13 protein-coding genes and 1 pseudogene are annotated in these 21915 nt (G+C 32.4%); 1 reads left to right on the top strand and 13 read right to left on the bottom strand.

The features are described 5' to 3' along the window. Positions 1 to 24: 24 nt before the first annotated feature. Positions 25 to 2259 carry a penicillin-binding protein 1C gene (gene pbpC / locus CCUN_RS09180; RefSeq protein WP_035175823.1) on the bottom strand — a complete coding sequence of 745 codons (2235 nt, stop codon included), beginning with the start codon at positions 2257 to 2259 and terminating at the stop codon, positions 25 to 27. After that, the gene (locus CCUN_RS09185; protein WP_035175825.1) at positions 2256 to 7517 is read right to left on the bottom strand and encodes an alpha-2-macroglobulin family protein; all 5262 of its coding nucleotides are present in this window, start codon (positions 7515 to 7517) and stop codon (positions 2256 to 2258) included. Before CCUN_RS09185 ends, pbpC begins: the two co-directional genes overlap by 4 nt. A gap of 117 nt (positions 7518 to 7634) precedes the next feature. Between CCUN_RS09185 and CCUN_RS09190 the strand changes: the two genes are divergently transcribed. Next, positions 7635 to 7991, top strand: coding sequence for a hypothetical protein (locus CCUN_RS09190; protein ID WP_027305820.1), 357 nt, complete (start codon positions 7635 to 7637; stop codon positions 7989 to 7991). Between the two features lie 1011 nt (positions 7992 to 9002). Here CCUN_RS09190 and CCUN_RS09195 read toward each other — a convergent pair. The 11 genes and pseudogenes from CCUN_RS09195 to CCUN_RS10295 all read right to left on the bottom strand — a co-directional run bounded on the left by CCUN_RS09195 (position 9003) and on the right by CCUN_RS10295 (position 21895). Then, on the bottom strand, positions 9003 to 10184 hold the full coding sequence (locus CCUN_RS09195) for an aspartate aminotransferase family protein (protein WP_027305821.1): 1182 nt from the start codon (positions 10182 to 10184) through the stop codon (positions 9003 to 9005). Next, positions 10181 to 11035, bottom strand: a complete 855-nt coding sequence (argB, locus tag CCUN_RS09200; protein WP_027305822.1) for an acetylglutamate kinase — start codon at positions 11033 to 11035, stop codon at positions 10181 to 10183. The genes CCUN_RS09195 and argB overlap by 4 nt, the downstream gene beginning before the upstream one ends. 726 nt (positions 11036 to 11761) lie before the next feature. After that, entirely contained in the window at positions 11762 to 13180 is a 1419-nt protein-coding gene (locus tag CCUN_RS10095; RefSeq protein WP_232087700.1) for a restriction endonuclease subunit S, read from the bottom strand. After that, a pseudogene (locus CCUN_RS10100) lies at positions 13157 to 15247 on the bottom strand (HsdM family class I SAM-dependent methyltransferase); the annotation flags it as partial. The gene CCUN_RS10095 and the pseudogene CCUN_RS10100, both read right to left, overlap by 24 nt. 13 nt (positions 15248 to 15260) lie before the next feature. Then, complete coding sequence (locus tag CCUN_RS09210) at positions 15261 to 15707, bottom strand: GNAT family N-acetyltransferase (RefSeq protein ID WP_027305824.1); 447 nt, start codon at positions 15705 to 15707, stop codon at positions 15261 to 15263. An 8-nt stretch (positions 15708 to 15715) separates the two neighbouring features. Beyond that, positions 15716 to 16750, bottom strand: coding sequence for an N-acetyl-gamma-glutamyl-phosphate reductase (gene argC, locus CCUN_RS09215; protein WP_027305825.1), 1035 nt, complete (start codon positions 16748 to 16750; stop codon positions 15716 to 15718). Between the two features lie 249 nt (positions 16751 to 16999). After that, complete coding sequence (locus tag CCUN_RS09220; protein ID WP_027305826.1) at positions 17000 to 18097, bottom strand: DNA adenine methylase; 1098 nt, start codon at positions 18095 to 18097, stop codon at positions 17000 to 17002. 116 nt (positions 18098 to 18213) lie between these two features. Continuing rightward, positions 18214 to 18732, bottom strand: a complete 519-nt coding sequence (gene infC, locus CCUN_RS09225; protein ID WP_027305827.1) for a translation initiation factor IF-3 — start codon at positions 18730 to 18732, stop codon at positions 18214 to 18216. After that, positions 18729 to 20546 (bottom strand): threonine--tRNA ligase, encoded by a 1818-nt coding sequence (thrS, locus tag CCUN_RS09230; RefSeq protein ID WP_027305828.1) that lies wholly within the window; start codon positions 20544 to 20546, stop codon positions 18729 to 18731. The genes infC and thrS overlap by 4 nt, the downstream gene beginning before the upstream one ends. Positions 20547 to 20815: 269 nt before the next feature. Beyond that, a complete protein-coding gene (locus tag CCUN_RS09235) occupies positions 20816 to 21703 on the bottom strand; it encodes a glycosyltransferase (RefSeq protein ID WP_164502913.1) in 888 nt (295 codons plus the stop codon). Positions 21704 to 21724: 21 nt separating this feature from the next. Then, positions 21725 to 21895, bottom strand: coding sequence for a hypothetical protein (locus tag CCUN_RS10295; RefSeq protein ID WP_125921799.1), 171 nt, complete (start codon positions 21893 to 21895; stop codon positions 21725 to 21727). Positions 21896 to 21915: the final 20 nt, after the last annotated feature.

The raw sequence follows: 21915 nt of genomic DNA on the forward strand, positions 1-21915 counted from the left end.
TTTTTGAAAAATTTAATCCCCAAATCATTGCTTTACCTCAAATCTCACCTCATCACTCTCCCCGCTCTCACTGATGATAAAAAGAGAATAAATTTTTGGTTTTAAATCCAAAATTCGGCTTGTTGCTTCTCCTTCGTAGATTAATTTTTGATTCAGATACCAAAAAACTTTTTCATTTTTTAAATTCGCTATTTTAACCACAAGAGCCTTTTGTTTATCAAAATCCCTAGCTAAAAGAATGTTTAAATTTTGTTTTGGATACAGAATTTTGATATTTTTTTCACTCTTAAAATTTAAATTTTCTTGATGTAAAAAATCAAGTGCATTCAAAGGCAAATCAAGCTTAATCTGTATTTTTGCATCCTTAAAATTTTCATCTTTTGAATCCACTTCTTTGCCTTGAAATTCATAAATTCTTTTCAAAAAAGGTGAAGTGCGTAAAATTTTAGCCTCCTTTGGATAAAGAGTGTATGTATAGGCTCCGCCTAATCTCTCATCATAGCGATATTTACTCATCAAATCAAGTTTTATATTAAACAAATCTTGAGGCATTTGAAATTCCAAATCCAGCCTATCAAGTAAGGATAAAAGCTCAAAAAACAAATCCCCGGCTATACTCACTCCATACAAATTTGCATTCGCTTGTGCGTTAAAATTTCCCACCCAAACTCCTAAGGTGTATCGCGGTGTTGCACCCAAAGCTAAGGCATCTTTTCTGCCATAACTTGTCCCTGTTTTCCAAGAAACAATCTTTGTTTTATCATAATTTTGCAAACCAAATCTTTGCACATTCTTCATACTCTGTAAGGTTAAATACGCACTACCCTTTGAAAACATTGTTTTTAAGCCCTTTAAAGGCTCATCTCTTAAGAAAGATAAATCCGCTATTTGTCCATAATTTGCCAAGCCCAAATAAAGCTGGGTTAAATCTTCAAGACTTAATTCTTTTGTGCCTAAAATCAAAGAAAGCCCGTATTTTTGATAATCTTCATCTTTAAAATCCAAAAAATATTTCAACTTATAAAAAAATTTCTCATAACCATAATTTTGCAAAAGCGAAACAAAAGGCACGTTTAAGGATTTTTGTAAGGCTTCTTCAGCAGAAATTAAACCATAATATTTTTTGTTTGCATTTTGGGGATTAAAATTCGAAAAAAAAGTCGGAACATCGAGCAAGATAGACTTTGGACTTATAAGTCCCTCATCAATGCTTAGAGCAAATAAAAAAGGTTTAAGGGTAGAACCTTCGCTTCTTTTAGCCCTTGCACCGTTGATTTGCCCTAAATTTTCCAAATCATAAAAATCTTGAGAACCCACATAAGCTAGAATTTTATACGTTTGCGTGTCGGCTAAAATGATGGCTAAATTTTGTATGCCCTTTTGTTTTAAACCCTGTGCAAATTCTAAGGCTTTGTTTTCAAATTTGATTTGTAATTTTTTATCAATACTTGAAACAACTTGCTTTTTATCTTCACTCAAAAGCTTCAAAGCAAGATGAGGGGCTATATTTTTATGGGTTTTAAAATGAGGCAAAGGCTCTTTTAAAGAAAGCTCGAAAATATCTTTTTCTATGATTTTTTTATCGTAAAGTTTTTTTAAAAGAAGGTCGCGTTTTTTTAAAAGTAAATTTTTGTTTTTTTCTAAATGAATCAATCCGGGTTGATTGGGTAAAACTGCTAAAAGTGCGGCTTGTGCCCAAGTTAAATTCTTAGGATTTTTATCAAAATAAAACAAAATTGCCGATTCAAAGCCAACAAGATTGCGTCCATAAGGTGCATTGCTAAGATACAATCTTAAAATTTCCTCTTTTGTGAAATGATTTTCTAAGGCAAAACTTTGAATCATTTCGTTTAATTTATTTAAATAGGTCCTGTTTTTTTTATCCCAAAGTTTAATGGTTTGCATACTTATAGTGCTTGCACCTGTTCTTTGATTGAGAAAAATATTATTTTTCAAAGCCCTTAAAAGTGCTAAAAAATCCACACCTTTATGAGAATAAAAATTCCTATCCTCATAATTTATCACAGCGATTTTTAATCTTTGTGGAATTTCCCTTGCCTGAATATGCCACTGATCTTCTTGATTTAAAAAAACGCTTAAAAGCTCTCCATTTCTATCATACAAAACCTTGCTGTATCTGCTTTGAAATGTTTTTAAAAATTCTGTTTTATCAAAACTAAAATACACAAAAGCAGCCCAAAAAAAGAATAAAATTCCAAGAATTCCAAAAATTTTTAGAATATTTTTTAGAATTTTCATCTCTCTACACTGACTTTTTCACTCTCACTCAAAGCTTGATAAGTTCCATCATACATAGCCTCCGCAAAGGCTCCACTTAAGGTATAAGTTCCCGGAGTGATTGCATTGAGTTTTATAAAAAAGCTCTTAGAATCATACAAATCAAAAAACCACATAATTTTATCATCTCTTATATCTATGAAATCATAATGCGAATTTTTGGCAAATTCCGGCATTTTATCGTCTAAAAGTGTATTTGCTGGCTCCCAACCACTTGGTAAAATTTGAGTTAAGGCTATATTTTGGACTCCAGAGCTTGTTGAATCAAGACTTATTTTTAATTTCATATAAAAACTTTGAGAAGATTTGAGTCTTTTTTCATCAATTTTTTCACCCTTTTCATTGTAAAATTCTCTCACAATACTCAAACGATTGCTAAAAGCTTTGGAATTTTTAAGCTTGATTCCCTCTTGCTCAAAACTCACAAAAATATCTTTTTTTGTTTTGATGATAGCTTTTTCTTGTGTGAGCTTAAAATTTTGAGCTTGATTTTGTGTGAGTGCAATCTCCTCTCCATTTAAATTCAAACTTGCATCCATAAAATTATCTTGTGCTTTTTGCAAATTCACACTTTGAGCTAAAGCATAAAGCAAATAAGCCGAGCTTTGTGTCGATAAATAATCATTTGAAAGCAAAGCCTCGCTAAGTTCTTTTAATAAAACTTCATTATTTTCTCCATAAATTTCTTTATAGGCATTGAAGATTATAGCCTTATCGCGAAGAGCCGTGCCGTAAGTGTTTGCATAAAAATTATAAGATGAATCAGGCTCTGTAGAAGCAAGGCTGGCAATTTTTTTTGCTGTTTCTTCCATACCGCTTAGTTTATAAGCCGCTCCAAGTTGCCATTTTGAAGTATTATTAAGACGATTTAAATCCTCATAAAGTAGATTCATCGCACCGATATTAGGTTCTTTTGCAAGGGCAAGTAAATACAAAGAATTAGCCTTTAAATCCAAAATATAATCCTCATTATCGTCATTTGAACGGATGAAATTCTTTTCATATTTTATCCATCTTTGAAGCATTCCATCGGGGACAAAATATCCATTTTCTTTGGCTAAAAGCAAAAACATTCCGGCATAATTACTTCCCCATAAACTCGAATCCTCTCCTCCTCTCCAATACGCAAAACCTCCATTGCTTGTTTGAAATTTAGAGTATTCTTCTATGGTGGTGTTGATATGGTTGATTGCTTCTTGTTTATCAAAATGAGTGCTTAATTTATCAATAAAAATTTGTGGCAAGGCTGCAGAAGTGATTTGTTCTATACAACCATAGGGATAACGTATAAGATATTTTAAACGTTTGTCTAAATTAACAATAGGAGTCGGTGAAAGCTCTAGCACAGCACTGCGCGTTGTTTTTATAAAATCATCGCTTAAAGCAAATTCTTTGCTCTCTCCAGCCTTAATCCATTGCGTTTGGCTCTCGTAAGTATAAGGATTAATCGCCTTTATATCAATAGGTATCTCATCCTTATAAACATAATCCTTAGTTTTTAACTCAAACTCTATCGTATCCATTCCCACAGCTTCTTGGCTCAATTTTGCGTTGATAAAAACATCTTTGCTTTTTTCTTGACCAAATTCTATTTTCACCTCATTTTTATCAAAATGGATTAAATCTTGTTGGCTTTTAAGGGTTAAAATCGCTTCTTTAACAGCATCTTCTGTCTTAAAAATTCGTGCTAAAAACTCAAATTCATCTCCATTTCTTAAGACTCTTGGAAGTGTTTCTTGCATAAGCACAGGAGAGCTTACTTGTATATTTTTTTCTTTGCTGGCAAAGGCATTGTCGCGACCGGCTATGAGCATAGCACGCACAGAACCAACATAATTTGGCATATTAAATTTAACCTTAGCATAACCTCGAGCATCACTTTGCATAGGGGCTTGATAAAGGGCAATATTTTTAAATCTTTGTGCTGTATCATCAAGATTTTTACTTAAAACTTTATTCATTGCATTCACATTAAAACCATCTCCACCCGTTGCTTTAGGAATGATTTGACTATAATTATCATAAGTGAGAAGGGCTAATCCCCTTTTAGCATAAAAATACCCCCAAATATCAGGAGTTTTAAAATTTGTTAAATCCAACACACCCTCATCAACCACCGCTAAAGTATAAGTGAAGGGCTTGTTATCCTTACTCTGTATTTCTATCTCAAAATCATCTCCGGGCAGAATTTTTTCAGGCGTTTTAAGCTCGAGTTCAAGTTTGTTAGAAGGATCCTCAACCCTTAAAGGCACAACACCAAAGAGTCGCAAAGCTCTGTCATTTTCAAGCTTTTGATAATCTTGAAAGAGACTCACACTCACATAAATATTTGGCAGGTATTCTTTTTTAATAGGAATATCAAGCGTCGTGCTTGTTTGCTCTGTATCGATGACAAAGCTGTCAATGATTTTTGTATCATCACTCAAGCTCACTAAGGCTTTTGCTCCCTTAATGCTTTCAAATTCAAGCTTTGCAATATCATTAATATGATAAATTGTTTTATCGCTTTTAATCCTTAAAGAACTCAACACATTAGCCCGGCTTGGCTCACCCCAAGAACTCACATAAAAGCTCTCTCCCGCACTAACACCCGTTTGCTCATCGCTTAATTCTATAAACATTTCTCCATAATATCCCTTTGTATCAAATTCAAAATTTAAAGGAGAATTTGAACTTATAAGCTCTCCTGTGGCGATTAAATTTGAGTTTTTATCCCTTTTAATCGAACGTAAAAAATCATTATAAGAATCATAATCCCACCACCAAGAATAGCGATTTTCATAAATGCGATAAACAAGCTTTTTACCTGCAAGTAAATTTTCATTCAAATCACTCACCAACACACTAAAATCAATCTTAGAGCCTTGTTTAACATAACGATTTTCAAGAGCTTTAATCCCTATAAAATAATCATATTTATAAAGCTGCACATCCTTAAGAGCCTTAACGGAACGACCGCCACTTTCAAAAACATCACTGACTATTCTTGCATTAAAATTATAGCCTTGTGCGTTAAGAATTTTGCTTGGAAATTCTGCAGACACTTCAGCCTTGCCATCCGCATCTAAAACGCCTTGATGGCTTTGAGTACTGCTAAGATTGAGTAAGGTTGGATTTTCAAAGATATAATTTGGATATTTAGAATTGCTATAAATTTTTGGCCAAAAATCAATCTTGGTTTCATATTTTAAATTCCCTGCCTTTGCACCAAAAAGATATTGAGCATCAATAGTATAGAATAATTTTTCATCTTGCTTAAGCGTCAAATTCTCCTCTGTATTAAGCTTGACTTTAATGCGATTTGGCACGATACTTTGCATCAAAATATCTTTGTAAAAACTCTGTTTAGCCGCTTCAATTTTTATTTTATAAATTCCATTTAAATCATTTTTATCTGTATCAATTTTTTCATAAAAAAATCCATCGCTTTGTGGTTTTAATACCTTTTCATCGATAATCTTTTGTCCTTGAGGATTAAAAAGTGTAAAAGTGATGGGGTGAGAAAGGGATGTTTTATCATTTCTTGCAACAACATTTAAATGCACACTCTCGCCCGGACGATAGACATCTTTATCGGTATAGATAAAAGCTTTGATTTGACCTTGAACTTGCAAACCATCGACCTCATAACCCTCTGTAGATAAAGGACTTGTAAGCTTTAGCACACTTGCTTGAGAATCTTTACTTGCTAAAATATACAAAATATTGCCCTCATAATCAAAAAACGCATTGCCCTCTTTATCAGTCAATTGAGTTTTTACAAGCTCATTTGCAGGGCTTATAAGCTCTATTTTGACATTGCTTAAAGCAGAATTTTGAACAAAATCTCTTGTATGGATATAAAGTTTATCATTGATTTTTTGAGCAATGACTGCGATATTTGAAAAGATAAGATTTTTAGTGATATGGGCATTGTTAAGAATTTTATACTCCTCCTCTTCATTTTCAAAATCATAACTCACTGCGTCTTTTTTAAAATCCACCCTTATAACAAAGACTCCTCCAAGATTTTTAAACTCATTTAAATCCAAAATTGTATTGACCCATTGATTTTGCACATTTTTAATCTTAAGTTCTTTTTGAAGCACCTTTTTACCCATATATCTCATATCATTTGTAAAATCATAATCATCTATAGCAGCCTTTTTATCTCCTTCTAAATTTTTATATCTTAAATATTCGCTGATATTTTGAGGAAAAATCTGCCAAAGGCTGAAAGAAATTTCATTGATATTGAGCGTTTTTATACCGACTTCTCCTTTGGCATCAGTGGCTAAAAATATCCCATCTTGTGCAAAAGACAAAGCAGGCGGTAAATTTTTTAATCTCACTTCCACCTCTTCACCTTGATGGATTAAACCTTGAGAGGATTTAAGCCCTTTCATTAAGTGTATTTTGTAGTTTGAATTGAGAATAAAATTTGCAGAAATTTTGAGCTCTTTTCCCACGCTCCAAGCCTTAAAAGGAAGTTCAGGTTTTAAACTTATAAAATCTTTAAAATTTTGTTTTTCATCTAAATTTTGTGAAAATTTTAATGTGATAATATTTTCATCAAAAGAATTGCTTATGACCCTAAAATCCTCATTTGTATCTTGAGTTGGGCTTTGAAATTGAGTTTTAAAAGGTTCTTTTAAACCTAATTTTTTATCATCAAGCTCTAAGATGAGTTCTTGACTCTTTGTTTTAAGATTAAAATTTTCGCTTTCTAAACGATAAAAATCCTTTAAATCTTTGAGTGTGAAAGCAAGATTTTCACCCTCTATGCTTAAATTTAAGGATTCTTTTAAAAGATTTAAATCATAAAAAGCATTCTTAGGAAGGTCTAAAATCAGTCTTGATTTTTGCTTGTCTAAGTTTTCAAAATGAGAATTAAAAAATTCAAAATTCACAAAAGGGGTGTTAAATTCTAAATCAATAGGAATTTGAGCTAAAACAAAACTCAAGGTATAAGCTGTATTTGCTCTTAATTTTGGATACAAATGCACAATATTGTCTTTGATTTTTATGTCAATATTGACTTTTTCATCATTGAGCACAGCATTGATTTGCTTTAAATTTTTATCCTCATCGCTTAAAGAATTTGGCATAAATTCTACAAAAAGAGTGGAATCTTTTATCATACCGCTACTTTTTGCCCTAATCAAAGATGTGTTTTCACTCTGTGAATCGCTACAAGCTGTCAAAAGCAAAGCTATAATAAATCCTAAAATCCACCTCATCGCAAGTTTCCTTAAATTCTCCAAATTTTTTGCAAATAAATCTAAATTATACTATAATTTCACATTCGCTTCACTTAATTTTTATAAAATTGCAAAATATTTTCTAAGGAGAAAACGATGAAAAAAATTCTTGCTACGCTTTTAATAGCTCTTGTCAGCACAGCCTATGCGGATGGAATTTACGGGACTATTGTAGATGTCAATGATGCAACAAAGACAATTTTAGTCGAAACAACTTATGGAGAAAGGCTGAATATGAAAATTCTTCCAAATACCGAAATTGATATGGACGATTGCGGACTTTTTGGTATGGATAAATACGGCACTTTCAAAGACCTTAAAGTGGGAACTTTTTTAGAAGCAGAAATTTTCTATGGGTATCAAAATCCAAACACTCAACCAAATCAACCTGCACAAATTAAAGATGTAAGCGTTAGAAAAATCGACATAGAATGCAGAAGAAGAGCTTATTAAAAACCTTAGAGCAGGCTTTACAATAGCTTTGCTCTAACTTAAAAATTCATCTTTAAATATAAAATTTTGTTCATTTTCTTACAAAATTCTCTTAATCTTTTGTTAATGGCTCTTTATGCGTTAAATTTTTAAGCTTCATTAAAACTATGATAAAACCATATATTCAGGTGCTATGATATTTTTTTAATTCTATTTTGCTTTAAAACATTGCGGATAAAATGAAATTTAAAAGAATGTTTTATGTTATCATTTTTAAGTTAAAAAACAAGATAGTTTTTTAGTGAGTGTTTGGCATAAATTTTAACAATTTCACTAAAATTTTTAGCATTGTGCCAAGCTCTTTATATTCACTAAAAATCAAATTTATAGCTTAATGCCTTGTATGAATAACCTTTTTTAATAAATATTTAAGATTAAAACAAGTTCTTAGAAAATTAAAAAATTCATGTTTTAAAATTTTAAATAATCAATTCAAAAATGATTTAAATCGCCTTTTGACAGGAATTTCTTTATCGCTTACAAAGGTTTTTTAAATAATATAAAATTAAAAAGATATAATAAAAATATATAAATATAAAAAACATATTTATAAAATCCTTTTGAAAACAATAATACAAAGCCGGTTAATTTTGTGAATTTTTTAAATTCTGTATTCATAACAAAGCCAAGAATAGAGTAAAAATTTGGCTTGTTTTTTGAAAAAAGATAAAAGAATTCTAAATTTATTAAGACAATTTCATCATCTGGTATTAATGATTTATGTTAGAAATTTTCAACGATGGGGTGAAGAAAATACTTAGCTATCTTTTGTAAAAAAGGCAAAAATCAGTAAAATTCCGCCTTAAAATAAGCAAAGATTTTTTTTTGCATTTAAAAAATATAAAAGCATTTTGCAGCAATGAATTTCACTTTGAGTTAAAATTTTTAAACGCACTAAGATATTGTAAAAAGCTTATAGAATTTGCTTTTTTACATATCACTTGACATTCATCAAAAATTCTCACAATGCTTTTAAAATTCTTTCAAACTCTTTCTTAATTTTTCATTCATTTCATCGATGTGTTCTTTTTCTATGATTAAAGGGGGTAAAAAACGTAAATCATTTTTTCCGCAACTTAAGAGCAAAAGGGCATTTTCTTGGCATTTTTTTAAGAATTCTGCAACCTTAACGCTTTTTTTCATACTAAGTCCTTGCATAAAACCCAAACCCTTTCTTTTTTTAATAAAAGAAAAATCTTTAACCATATTTTCAAGAGTTTTTTCCAAATAAGGCGTGAGTTTGCTAACCCTTTCTAGGATTTTTTCATTTTCATAAATTTCAAAAACCGCATTCACTCCCGCACAAACCAAAGGATTACCCCCATAAGTGCTGCCGTGGTCTCCGGGTTCTAAAGAAGAATTTGCAAGTTTTTCATTCACCACAAAGGCTCCAACGCTTAATCCACAGCCCAAAGCCTTCGCACAAACGACAATATCGGGCAAGATTTCACTGCATTCATAAGCAAAAAATTTTCCGCTTCTTCCCATTCCGCATTGAATTTCATCAGCAATTAAAAGCAAATCTTTTTCATCACAAAGTTTTCTTAAATCTTGGTAAAATTTTTTATCCGCGACCTTTATTCCGCCCTCACCTTGCACGCTTTCTAAGACAATGGCACAGGTTTTTTTATCGATGAGTTTCTCAACGCTTTTTATATCATTTAATCGGGCAAATTGCACCCCTTTGATTAAGGGTTTAAAAGGTTTTTGATAGTTTTCATTAGCAGTAAGAGACAATGCTCCTAAAGTGCGTCCGTGAAAAGAATGTTTAAAAGCGATGAAAGTCCCGCCTTTTTTGCCTTTTAAAAAAGCATATTTTCTAGCCACTTTCATGGCTCCTTCAATGGCTTCTGTGCCAGAATTTGAAAAAAACACCGCTTCTAAACCACTTGCTTTGGCTAAATTCTGTGCTGCTCTTGCAATGGTTTCGTTAAAATAAAGATTGCTTGTATGGATGAGCTTGTCCATTTGTGCTTTGATTGCGTTGTTAAATTGAGAATGATTATAACCCAAAGCACAAACACCGATACCACTTGAAAAATCCAAATATTTTTTATCCGATTCATCAAAAAGATAAACACCTTCGCCCCGTTTTAAAACAATATCAAATTTTTTATAAGTTTTAAGAATATGACTTTGCTCTTTGAAATTCATTGATACTCCTCTTTTGTGATAAGGGTTCCTATGCCCTCGTCAGTAAAAAATTCAAGCAAAAGCGAGTGCTTAACGCGTCCGTCTAAGATATGCACTTTTTTAACTCCATGTTCACAAGCATCGATGCAGGATTTAAGCTTGACAAGCATTCCGCCTTCTATATTATCAAGCAACATTTTAGCCCTTTTTATAGAAAGCTTTGAAATCAAGGTATTTTTATCCTTATAATCCTCATACAAACCCTCAATATCGCTTAAAAAAACAAGTTTTTCCGTCTTTAAAGCCTTAGCAAGCTCACAAGCAACATCATCAGCATTGATATTATAAGTATTGAGGCTCTCATCCATTCCAATCGGTGCAATAATAGGCAAAAAATCCTTTTCCAAAAGCTCTTCTAAAATCTCCACATTGACCTGTTCAATCTTACCCACAAAGCCCAAATTTGCGTCCCTTTGAGAACATTTTAAAAGCAAACCATCCTTACCGCAAATTCCTATGGCTTTAACACCTAAACTTTGTAAATTCTGCACCAGAGTTTTATTGATACGATTTAACACCATTTCAGCGACCTCTGTCGTCGCTTTATCGCTCACTCTTAAGCCGTTTTTAAATTCGCTCTTTAAAGAAAGTTTTTCACAAAGCTTTGAAATATCCTTGCCACCACCATGAACGATAATAGGCTTTAAACCCACGAGTTTCAAAAGGGCAATGTCTTGCATCACGCAATGCTTTAACTCCTCGTTTTCCATAGCTGAACCGCCATATTTAATGAGTATGATTTTAGAGCTGAATTTGCGTATATAGGGCAAAGCTTCTATAAGAACATGAGCTTTTTCTAGGTATTGTTTCATCAACCTCTTTTCCTTTAAAAATTTATTAACCTCAAGTCATTTTATAACAAATTCTAAGATTATATAAGATTTTAGCTTAAGAATTTAAAAATAAATATTAAGAAAGCATAAAACTTGTTTTATCTTTTTGAAATTTGCATAATTTTTTGTTTTGAATTTTTAAACGCATCTTTTAAATGTGTTGAGAATATTTGAGTAAAAAATTCTTAAAACTTTGAGCTTGTTAAAAAACACTCTTGTTAAGAGACTTAAAACTCACACACAAAAAGTTATAGGCTTTAACGCGACTTTTTTCTTGTTTTTTACAAAGTTTAATCTCTTTGTTTAATCCCTTTAAAGCTTCACAAAGAGCCTCTAAAAGCTGATAAAGAGCGTTGCAAAGTCAAGTTTTGCGGGTTTGCTAAAACAGATAGAAACACTAAAAAGCACTCAAATAGAAATCATTTAAACGCCTTGTAAAAAGCGATAAGCTAGAATTTGCACTTTTTTAAGCAAAGTATTTTTAAAAGAATTTAAATGAAAATCTTTAATCTTAAAAGCGATTAAAACACATTAAAAGCTAAGAAATTACAATGAAATATTAATGCTCAAAAGTTAAAAATTCTATTTATAAATCTACAATTTTTTTAAAAATTTTCACTAAAGGGCTTATAAAGTATTTAAACATTTTTATTTTAGATTTTATGGATTAAAGATTTTTTTGAGTCAATTTTTAACTCTTAAATTTTAAGCCTTTATGACTTCTTTGTGGGCTTTGATTTTTGCTTGATTATAAGAATCAACTTGCTTTAAACTCTCTTTTTGTAAGGCTTTGATAAAGGTTTCTATAAAATCAAAGGCGATTTGGTGGTCTTGGTCTGCATTCTGCTCTTTTTTGCACGAGGAAGCGGGATAAATGGGAAGACAAATGGAAACATTTTTTACTTTGTTCCAAGTCGGTTTATTTTCGTAATTAAACAATTCAAAAATGGATTTTTGTATTATCATAGCCAAAAATAAGCCGTTTTCCCTATTCTCGTTTTTATTTTTTAATGCAATAGTATAAGCGTTATGAAGTATGGTGAATTCTTTTTCATGATAATAAACCAAACCCGAAGCAACAGCACCATCTGCAATTACCACTATCTTATTACTTGTCGTTTCAAAATCATTTTTATTTACATAATACATTACACCATTATTCCCAACTTTTGCCACAATTGCTGGTATTGTATGTTCTTTATCGGGTTTGGTAACTCTAAAATTTCTCGTATCGAGCGAATTTAATTTTTTTAATTCTATTTTTTCAAACAGCTCTGCGATTTTAAACTCTTTCCATTGTAGATTTGCAAAGGGGGCGGTTGAAATGTTTGATTGTATTTGAGGGGTTTGCGTGAAAGATTCTTTGGTGAAATCATCAAGCGGATAATTTAATTCCCCCCCCCCTATAAAATCAGAATCTTTATTTAAGGCTTTTTGATTCTTTGGTGGATTTGAGAGCTTTTCAAAGCTTTGCAAAGCAAACATTTCATTTTGATTCAAAATGAAATTCTCAAAGCCTGTGGCTTTGAGATACGCCTCCAGCTCCTCCACACGCTCCGCCTCCAGCTCCGCTATATAAGATTCCATATAATCAAAGGCAATATTTTCTTGTTTGTCAATAGGCAATAAAATCTTTTCTTTTTTCACTCTCTCCCAACCTGATTTATTGCTCCAGTTAAATTGAGTTAATACCTTTTGCAAAAGTGTGGTTAAAAATAAATATTGCGAAGAATTGAGTTCTTTGTCCTTAAATCTTATAGCATAAGCATCCTGCAAAATAGTAAATTCTTGCGATTGATAAAAGGCGGGGGCGTCTCCATTTGCAGCAACCGAAATGACATTTTTTAAAATTGTTGCTTCATTGCGTGGGACATAGCATGATAATCCTTGATTTTCTCTTGCACAAGTTAAAGCAGGCAAATCATACTCCTGCGTAGCATTCTCTGGTAAATCAGATTTTTTGTAAGCTAATTTTTTAAAAGCGACACGTTCAAATTTGTCTTCAAGCTTAAACTCTTTCCAAGTGCCCCCGTTTTGCTTGAATTTTTCATCAAGCTCTTTCAAACGAGGGCTTTGAGACTTTCCCAAAGAAGCCTTGTTTTCTTGTTTGAGTATATTGCTCACTTCCCAAGCGAGATAATCACTCACGCATTTTTTGAAATCCTCCAAAGTCGGCTTGGTGTCTATTGTCTTATGCTGGTCAAAATTCCAATCATTGCCATTTTGCGTGATAGTATCCTCCACATAAAGCTCTTTAAGATTCCATAGCGTAGAATCCACTTTGGCGTTTAATCCCCCTTTGTAGATTCTAATGATGTCTTCGTATCTTTGAGAGGGATTATCCACTTCTTGCAAGTTTCTTTTGACTCTTTTAAAGCCATCATTTCTAAAGTCTATGAATTTCACACTCTTTTCAAAATCATGCGGAATCTTTGCCCGAAAAACATAAATGCTTGTTTGCACTCCCGCCATAGGTTGGAATAAATCGGGAGGCATTTTAATACTTGCTATGAGGGTGTGGTGCTTTAGGATTTCTTTATTTGTGTTAATAGCCTTACCACTCCCTGCACTATCTTGTATGATGATAGCTCCTAAGCCATTTTTAGACATATTATCAAGCCCTATTTTGATAAAAGGCATTCCATTTTCTTCAAAGGTAAAAGGAGGATTCAAAAGAAGCTTATCCGCACCAAATTCTCTTATAATTTGAGCAATACTTGCATCAAAGCTATTCCCCTTATAAATTTGAGAACTGCCATCACCGCGTAAAATCATATTTGTTACAGCTAGAGCAAACATTTCAGCATTAAGTTCCACGCCTAAAAGTTGATTTTTCTTAAGTTCATTAATCAGCTCTTCGCTTGATTTATCTCCATAATCCTTTTTTAAATCTCCTCTTTGCTCTTTTTCCTTAACCTTTTCACACATTAAAGACATAGCAGAGACTAAAAAACCCGCACTTCCTGTAGCTAAATCCATGACCTTATCTGTATCTGTAATCTCTAAAATCTCTGCCATCATTTTAGTGATATAGGGCGGTGTGAGCACAATTCCTAGTTCTTTACCATCTCCTAAGGCATATTTCAAAAACTCACTATAAAGTTCGCCCATAACATCTAAATGCCCTCTGTGTGCATTGAAGCCATCAATCTCTTTATAAATGTATTCATAAATATAAGCAAAAATTTGCTTATTAATACTTGCACTCTCACTCAATAAATGTGCGACTATTTGGTTGTTTGGATTTTTCTTTTGTCCCTGTTTGCTTGTAAAGTTTTTTGGAATCTCATCTCTATAGGGATCTTTTTTTATCTCATTAAATGAAGCTAACATTAAATCCCTTTTCTTTTTATCAGACACTTTCATTTCTAAGTATTTTTCTATCTGCTTATAAATGCGTTCTCCGTCATTTTTCCCATCAAGATCATTTGGCTTTAAACCCGAACAGATTCTCTTGTATTTTTCATCATAATAAGACTGCATAGAGAGTATCAATCCCGCAACATACAAAACCCTCTGTGGTGCTGTGATATTGTGAGAATGCATAAGTTTATTTAAATCCCTATTGTATCGCCCTAAAATAAGTTTTTGCTTTTTTAAAATTTCATTTTTTTGAATCTCTGTGAGTCGTGCGTTATCTAAGAAGTCTTTAAAACTCTCTTGTGATTTTAGGAAGTCTAAATTTTGTGTTTTGGTTTCTATGAAAGCATTTGATGAAGTTCCAAAAACCAAATAAACTTTTATGGCAATATCCTCAGGACTTTTCCCTGCAATGGCCACTGCAATGCAATTTTCGTATTCTCTTTTCTCTTTTTCTTGCTCTCTCTCTAAAATCCCTCTTGCATAATGCAATGCTCCATTAAGAGCGTAGCCAGAAATGGCATTTTGATCAAATCTTACATTATTATCCTTATCAAAACTTGCCATTCTATCAACAAAAGTGCCTTTTGAGTTGGCACTAAATTTGCATTCAAAAAGGACAGGAACAACGCGATTATCATATTTCAAAGTTTCACAAGTAAAATCAGGGATTCCACCGCCCTTTGCATTTTTTGTTTTACTAAAGCCTTTTAATGATTCCTTAAGATAAGCACTTGCATCTTGTTGCCTAAAATGCTCACCCTTGACTAATCCTAACTTTTTTAACGTGTCTTTAACATAATCATCAACATCGCTTTCTCTAGACCACATATTTCTCCTTTCATCACTCATTAAAATTCGTCAAATTTGCATTGTTTAAAGACAAATCATAATAATTTGCGTCCTCTCTTAAAGTAAAGCCATAATGTCTCCAAAATTCGTTTCCTAAATCATTGCGTTTAAAAGCAATGAGTGCGATTTTATTGATTTTTTCACGTTTTAAAGCCTCCAAACAAAAACGAGTCATTTCGTGAGCTATGCCTTTTTTTCGATGATTAGAATGCACACAAACATGATAAAATCCGCCCGTGCGTCCATCATGTCCGCAAAGTATGCTTCCTACAATCTCGCCTTCAATCTCTGCAACCGCACTTAAATTTGGATTCCTTTCCAAAAAATTGAGTATATTTTCTTCGCTATCATCAATGCTTCTAAGTCCAAAACCTTTAATCTCACACCAAAGTTTATAAACCGCTTTATAATCGCTTTTTTTCATTGCTCTTATGATCATAATTTTCCTTATATATTTGCTAAAAATTTAAGTCCCTCATCCTCATCAAAACCAAACATTAAATTCATATTTTGAATCGCTTGTCCTGCCGCACCTTTGATGAGATTGTCTAAAGCACTGATGATGACAATAAAACCTGTGCGTTTATCAATGCTAAAATTTATATCCACGAAATTAGTATTTTTAACCCACCGCGTTTGAGGAAATAATTGCGGTGCTAAAAGTCTTATAAATTTCTTGTTTTTATAGTATTTTTCATAAATTTTTCTAAGCTCTTCATCGCTTAAATTTATCTTAGGTTTTACATAAGAACTCGTTAAAATACCTCTTTGCATAGGCACAAGATGGGGGGTGAATTGTAGAGTGATTTTTCGCCCTGCTGCAAGGCTTAATTGCTCTTCAATCTCGGGCGTATGTCTGTGTGTGCAAATTCCATAAGCCTTGAAATTTTCATTAACCTCACAAAAAAGATTCTCAATTTTTACCCCGCGTCCAGCTCCGCTCACACCGCTTTTTGCATCAATAATGATAAAATCCAAATCTATAATATCTTCCTTTATTAAAGGATAAAGACTCAATATAGAACAAGTTGTATAACAACCCGGATTGGCTATAAAATTTGCCTTCTTAATTTTTTCCTCATAAAGCTCACAAAGCCCATAAACAGCAGAATCTAAAAGCTGTAAATTGCTATGAGAAAAATGATACCATTTTTCATAATCCTGTGGATTTTTAAGCCGAAAATCTGCACTTAAATCAATGATTTTCATTTTTGAAAGTAAATTTTCATTTAAAATCTTTGCTGTGAATTCGTGCGGAGTTGCAGTGAATAAAACATCAATTTTTTTATCCAAATTGTCTAAATTTTCATCTTCAAAAAGCAAATCAAAATTAAAATTTGGATAAAGTTTGTTGTATTTTTCTCCCCTATGATTCTTAGAACCCAAATAAACAATCTCAACCTTAGAATGCAAAAGCAACAAACGCACGAGCTCACTTCCTACATATCCGCTCGCTCCTAAAATTCCTATTTTTAATTTCATTCTTTTTCCTTTAAAAGCTTTCATTTTAATATTTTTTTAAAAAAAAGAAGCTTAAAACTTGAGAAATTTTTAAAGATTTTAAGCAAAGTTTTAAATTTATAACTAAGATTAAGATAAAATGCTTCAATTTAATGATAATTTTTAAAAATTATCTAAACAAAAAATATTATTTTTAGTATATTTAACACCAAAAAATGCTAAGTTATAAGAAACAATTTTAAAAACTAAAATTTTCTGTAAATCTTAAATTTATATTTTAGATTTTTTTAAAACATAAAGCTGTTCATGTATGTGCATAGGACGATTTTTGAGATTTCTTGAGCCACGAAAGGTGTTGTATTTTTGCTCCAAAATTTCGCATTTTCCAAGAGTTTTAAGTTTTTTTATAAATTGTTCTTTTTTTACAAAACCTTCGCAATTATAACTTAGCAAAATCACCTTTGCCTTTAAGGTTAAAATCAATTCAAAAAGAGAATCTTCCGCGTCTTTTTGACGATTATAAACACTGCGATTCCAAAGTTTTGGAATACCGCTTATATGAGAAATATTTTTTGGTTTTTGATAAGCTGCAATCAAATTGAGCATAAAATAATTTGAACCATAAGGATGTTGATTATAAGGGGGATCAAGATAAGCCACATCGACAAAATCAAGCTCTTTAGCCAAGATATTTGCATCTTTTTGCAAGACCTTAAATTCGCAATTAAAATTTGAAAAAATAGGCATTTTTAAAGAAATATCGCCTAAAATTCGCCCCAATGCATTTCCTGCCTCACCCCCAAATTTACCTCTGCCGTCTTTTCCCTTGTAAAAACCTTTAAAGACTCCGCTGGTATTAGAATGCACACTCGCCTCATAGAGCAGGGGAGCGATGAAAAAATGACTTAATTCTTTGGGGATTTGTGCGTCAATTTTTGCCCTCATACTATCGATATACATTGCATTTCTTAATGTGTAAAACACTCTTTCATTTTTTTGTATATTCTGTGCGTCTTTTGGTGCATAAAGCTCTGTAATAAAGCCTTTTTGAAGCTCTAAATCATGCGTAAGCAAATGATGATAGTTTTTAAGCTCTTTTTGCAAAGTTCTGCTTTTATTTTGCAAATAACATTCATTGATGATTTTTGAATAAAGCTCTAAATCATTTGCAATGATAAAATTGGCATAAGATTTTGCAAAACGAGAGACAATGCCTGAACCGCTAAACATATCCAAAAAGCTGATTTTTTCTGTTTTAAGCTCTTTTTTAGCAAACTCAAAACCCTGACTTAAAAAACCAAGCAAAGCTCTTTTATTGCCTAAATAAGTGATGATTTGCTCTTTTAAAAAACGAGGAGATTCTTGCATTATTAAATTTGTGTGCAAATATCATTAGAATTCATAAAATGTGTAAAATCTTGATTTAAAGAATCAAATCTTTCCTTAATTTGAGTAAAATTTTGCAACATTCATTGTCCTTTAAATTAACCCCTCTTCGGTGTTACAAGCATATTAACATACCTTCCTTCAAAATTTGGTTCTTTGTCTCTGTTTGCTTTGTCCTCAACCATAGCCCAAATTTTTTCTAATAAAGCCACTCCTACTTCAGGATTTGCTACCTCTCTGCCCTTTAAAAACACACGAAACCTTACATGTTTTCCCTGCTCTAAAAATTCAAGAGCGTGTTTAACCTTGTAACTTATATCATTTTGTGCGATTTTAACGGAAAGTTTGATTTCTTTAATGTCTATAACTTTTTGCTTTTTTTTAGCTTCTTTTTGCTTTTTTTCTTGTTGATAACGAAATTTTCCAAAGTCCATTATCTTACAAACCGGAGGTTTTGCATCGGGGGCTATCATCACCAAGTCAAGCCCTAAGCGATTTGCAAGTTTTAAACCCTCATCTGAACTAATGATGCCATAAACCTTGCCATCATCGCCTATACAACGAATTTCATTTGCTCTTATTTCTTCATTGAGCAATACTTCTTTTTCTTTACTCAAAAATGCACCTCATTCATTTTCTCCTTGATTAAATTGATAAATTCTTCTAAACCCAAATTGCTTTGCTGTTTAGCTCTTCTGTCTCTTAAAGCAACACTTTCTTTTGCCGTCTCTTCATCTCCTAAAACGATAATCATCGGCAATCTTTGCTTCTCCGCAGTCCTAATCCTTTTATTTAAGCTTTCATTTTTTTCATAAATTTCGCTATCCACTCCTAATTGCATTAAAGCTTTTTGAATTTTTTTTGCATATGCAAAATGATTTTGTGAAATGGGAATGATTCCAACTTGAATCGGAGCAATAAAAAAAGGAAATTCACCCCCACAATGTTCTGTTAAAATTCCTATAAATCTCTCAAAACTTCCTAAAATAGCACGATGCAACATAACAGGTTGTTGTTTTTCATTGTGATTGTCTGAATATTGCAGTTTAAATCTTTGAGGAAGATTAAAATCCACTTGTATAGTCCCACATTGCCATTTTCTGTTTAAAGCATCTGTGATTTTAATATCAATCTTTGGTCCATAAAATGCACCCCCACCTTCATCAATGCCATATTTTAAACCTTGTTCATCAAGAGCTTGTTTTAAAGCTTTTGTAGCGTTTTCCCAGATTATATCCTCTCCAATTGCTTTTTGAGGTTTGGTTGAAATTTCCATTTCATAATCAAAATCAAAGAGTTTCATCAATTTATCCACAAAACTTAAAATTTCAAGCACTTGCTCTTTGATTTGACTTGGCATACAAAAAATATGTGCATCATCTTGTGTGAATTCTCTCACTCTAAAAAGCCCGTGTAAAACCCCACTTTTTTCATGCCTATGCACCACACCATACTCAAAAAATTTAAGAGGTAAATCACGATAGCTTCTTATTTCACTTTGATAAATTTTAATATGCCCGACACAATTCATAGGTTTTATGCCATATTCTTGCTCGTCAATCTGTGTAAAATACATATTTTCTTTATAATTGCTATAATGTCCGCTCACTTTCCACGCGTCAGCCTTTAAAAGTTCAGGTCCTCGCACAGGTTCATAATCTCTTAGACGATGAATTTTAAATAAAAACTGCTCGAGCTTACTCCTTAATCTTGCACCATTGCTAAGCCATATCGGTAAGCCTCCGCCTATTTGCTCATCAAAGGTAAAAAGCTTAAGCTCTGTTCCAAGTTTGCGATGGTCTCTTTTTTTCGCTTCTTCTATAATGTGCAAATGTTTTCTCAAACTCTCTTTATCCGCAAAAGCTATGCCATAAATTCGTGTCAGCATTTCTCTTTTTTCATCTCCACCCAAATAGGCTCCCGCTATACGAGTTAGTTTAAAAAATTTCAAAAATTTAGTGTTAGGGATATGAGGACCTCGACATAAATCCTCAAATTCTCCTTGCTTATAAATGCTTATTTTTTCATCCGGAATTCTTAGCATAACTTCTTGTTTTAAATCATCATCTTTAAATTTTTCTAAAGCTTCTTTTTTGCTGATTTCATATTTTTGAACTTCAAAACCACAATCAACAAGTTCTTTCATCTTTTTTTCTATCTTTATTAAATCCTCTTCACCGATTTTTGTTTCCACTCTAAAATCATAATAAAATCCCTCTTCTACAACAGGACCGACAAAAAATTTAGCCTCCGGATATAAAATTTTAATCGCTTGAGCCATTAAATGGGCACAAGAATGACGCAAAACTTCTAAACTCGGCTTAGAATTATCAAAATAAAGGGCTTTTAAATCCTTAGAATTTTTAGTGTTAATGCTTTGAGTATCTATGATTTTTTCATTATCTAAATAAGCAATAATTTCTTTTTCCATATTGTAACCAACCTCTATAAACTCTTAAGCTGTAATTGTAACTATGCAAGGCTTAATTTTTTTTTAAATTAAGCCTAATTTTAGTCCAATATCATTTTCTCATATTTATAGTTTTTATCTTTAGCATAAACGATAGAGCAGGATTTTAAATTTTTCCCTTATGTTTTAATGGATTAAGATAGAGTTTGTGATTGCTTGAGAATTCTGTTTTGTCATTTTCTTTGTGTCTGGGCTTTAAATTGAAGCACTATTGAATTCACAAACAAACGCTAAGCCTTCAAACTCTCAAACAATTCCTCCCATTTTTCCATAATCACCTCTTTAGAAAATTTTTCTTGCATACGCTTTTTGGCTGCATGTCCCATTTGTTCCCTTAAGTTTTGATTCTCCATTAAAACACAGAGTTTTTCTGCAAAGCTCTCAAGGGCATTATCCTCAATCAAAAAGCCTGTTTTTGAATCTTCTATTATATCGCTAGGACCAGTATTTACATCAAAAGCAACACTTGGCAGAGCAAAAGAACTTGCCTCTAAGAGCACCATAGGCATACCCTCATACAAACTCGTCATCACATAAATGCTTGCACTTAAATATTCCTTTTCAATCTCTTTTGTAAAGGGTTTTAGTATAATAGAATCATTAAGATTTTTTGCACTAATTTGCTCTCTAAGCTCTTGTTCTAATCCTCCCTCGCCGACAATGTGTAATTTCCACTCTCTAAAGGCTTGATTTTTTTGCACCAAGTCCCAAATTTCAATCAAACGCGAAAATCCTTTTTCTTGTGTCAATCTCCCCACACTCAAAACAATCTTTTGTGCATGATTTGTGCTTTTTTTAGGGATTGTGGGAATGAAATTTGGAATGATAGATAAGTGACTCTTTGGATATTTTGCTTGGAATGATTTGAGTTCTTTGGAGCTAAGCAAAACAATGTGAGGGAATATTGAGAAATCTTGATGAAAATTATTGTGAAACTCATAGGCTCCATGCACGATTTTAACGGCTCTCTCTTTGTACTTTGCAATAACTTTATTGAGCGTATTAAAGGGGGCGTTGCAAATGATAAAATCGGGGTTTTCTTTGCAAATGAGATTCTCAAAATCCCTTCTGCATTGATAGAGCAAATAGGCATTCAGTGGTGTTATAAAAAGGCGCAAAAACTCTCTTAGAATCTTACCCTATCTATTCTTGGGCTTCTTAAATCCTAAGCGATGGGTGGAGAGTTTGACTTGAATGTCCTTAGAATGCAATCGCGACAAATCCGCTCCCTCTTTATGCAATGCAAAGATGCTTATCTCATGCCCTCTCTCTGCAAAAGCATTAGCGAGATTGCATACAACGCGTTCAATCCCCCCCCCCTATACTCATA

Source organism: Campylobacter cuniculorum DSM 23162 = LMG 24588 (assembly GCF_002104335.1).
In the GTDB taxonomy this organism is placed as follows: domain Bacteria; phylum Campylobacterota; class Campylobacteria; order Campylobacterales; family Campylobacteraceae; genus Campylobacter_D; species Campylobacter_D cuniculorum.

Coding starts and splice junctions, on each gene's coding strand:
- CCUN_RS09190 (WP_027305820.1), top strand. CDS start 7,635: ATGAAAAAAATTCTTGCTACGCTTTTAATAGCTCTTGTCAGCACAGCC.
- CCUN_RS09220 (WP_027305826.1), bottom strand. CDS start 18,097: ATGCAAGAATCTCCTCGTTTTTTAAAAGAGCAAATCATCACTTATTTA.
- CCUN_RS09195 (WP_027305821.1), bottom strand. CDS start 10,184: ATGAATTTCAAAGAGCAAAGTCATATTCTTAAAACTTATAAAAAATTT.
- argC (WP_027305825.1), bottom strand. CDS start 16,750: ATGAAATTAAAAATAGGAATTTTAGGAGCGAGCGGATATGTAGGAAGT.
- pbpC (WP_035175823.1), bottom strand. CDS start 2,259: ATGAAAATTCTAAAAAATATTCTAAAAATTTTTGGAATTCTTGGAATT.
- CCUN_RS09210 (WP_027305824.1), bottom strand. CDS start 15,707: ATGATCATAAGAGCAATGAAAAAAAGCGATTATAAAGCGGTTTATAAA.
- CCUN_RS09185 (WP_035175825.1), bottom strand. CDS start 7,517: ATGAGGTGGATTTTAGGATTTATTATAGCTTTGCTTTTGACAGCTTGT.
- thrS (WP_027305828.1), bottom strand. CDS start 20,546: ATGGAAAAAGAAATTATTGCTTATTTAGATAATGAAAAAATCATAGAT.
- argB (WP_027305822.1), bottom strand. CDS start 11,035: ATGAAACAATACCTAGAAAAAGCTCATGTTCTTATAGAAGCTTTGCCC.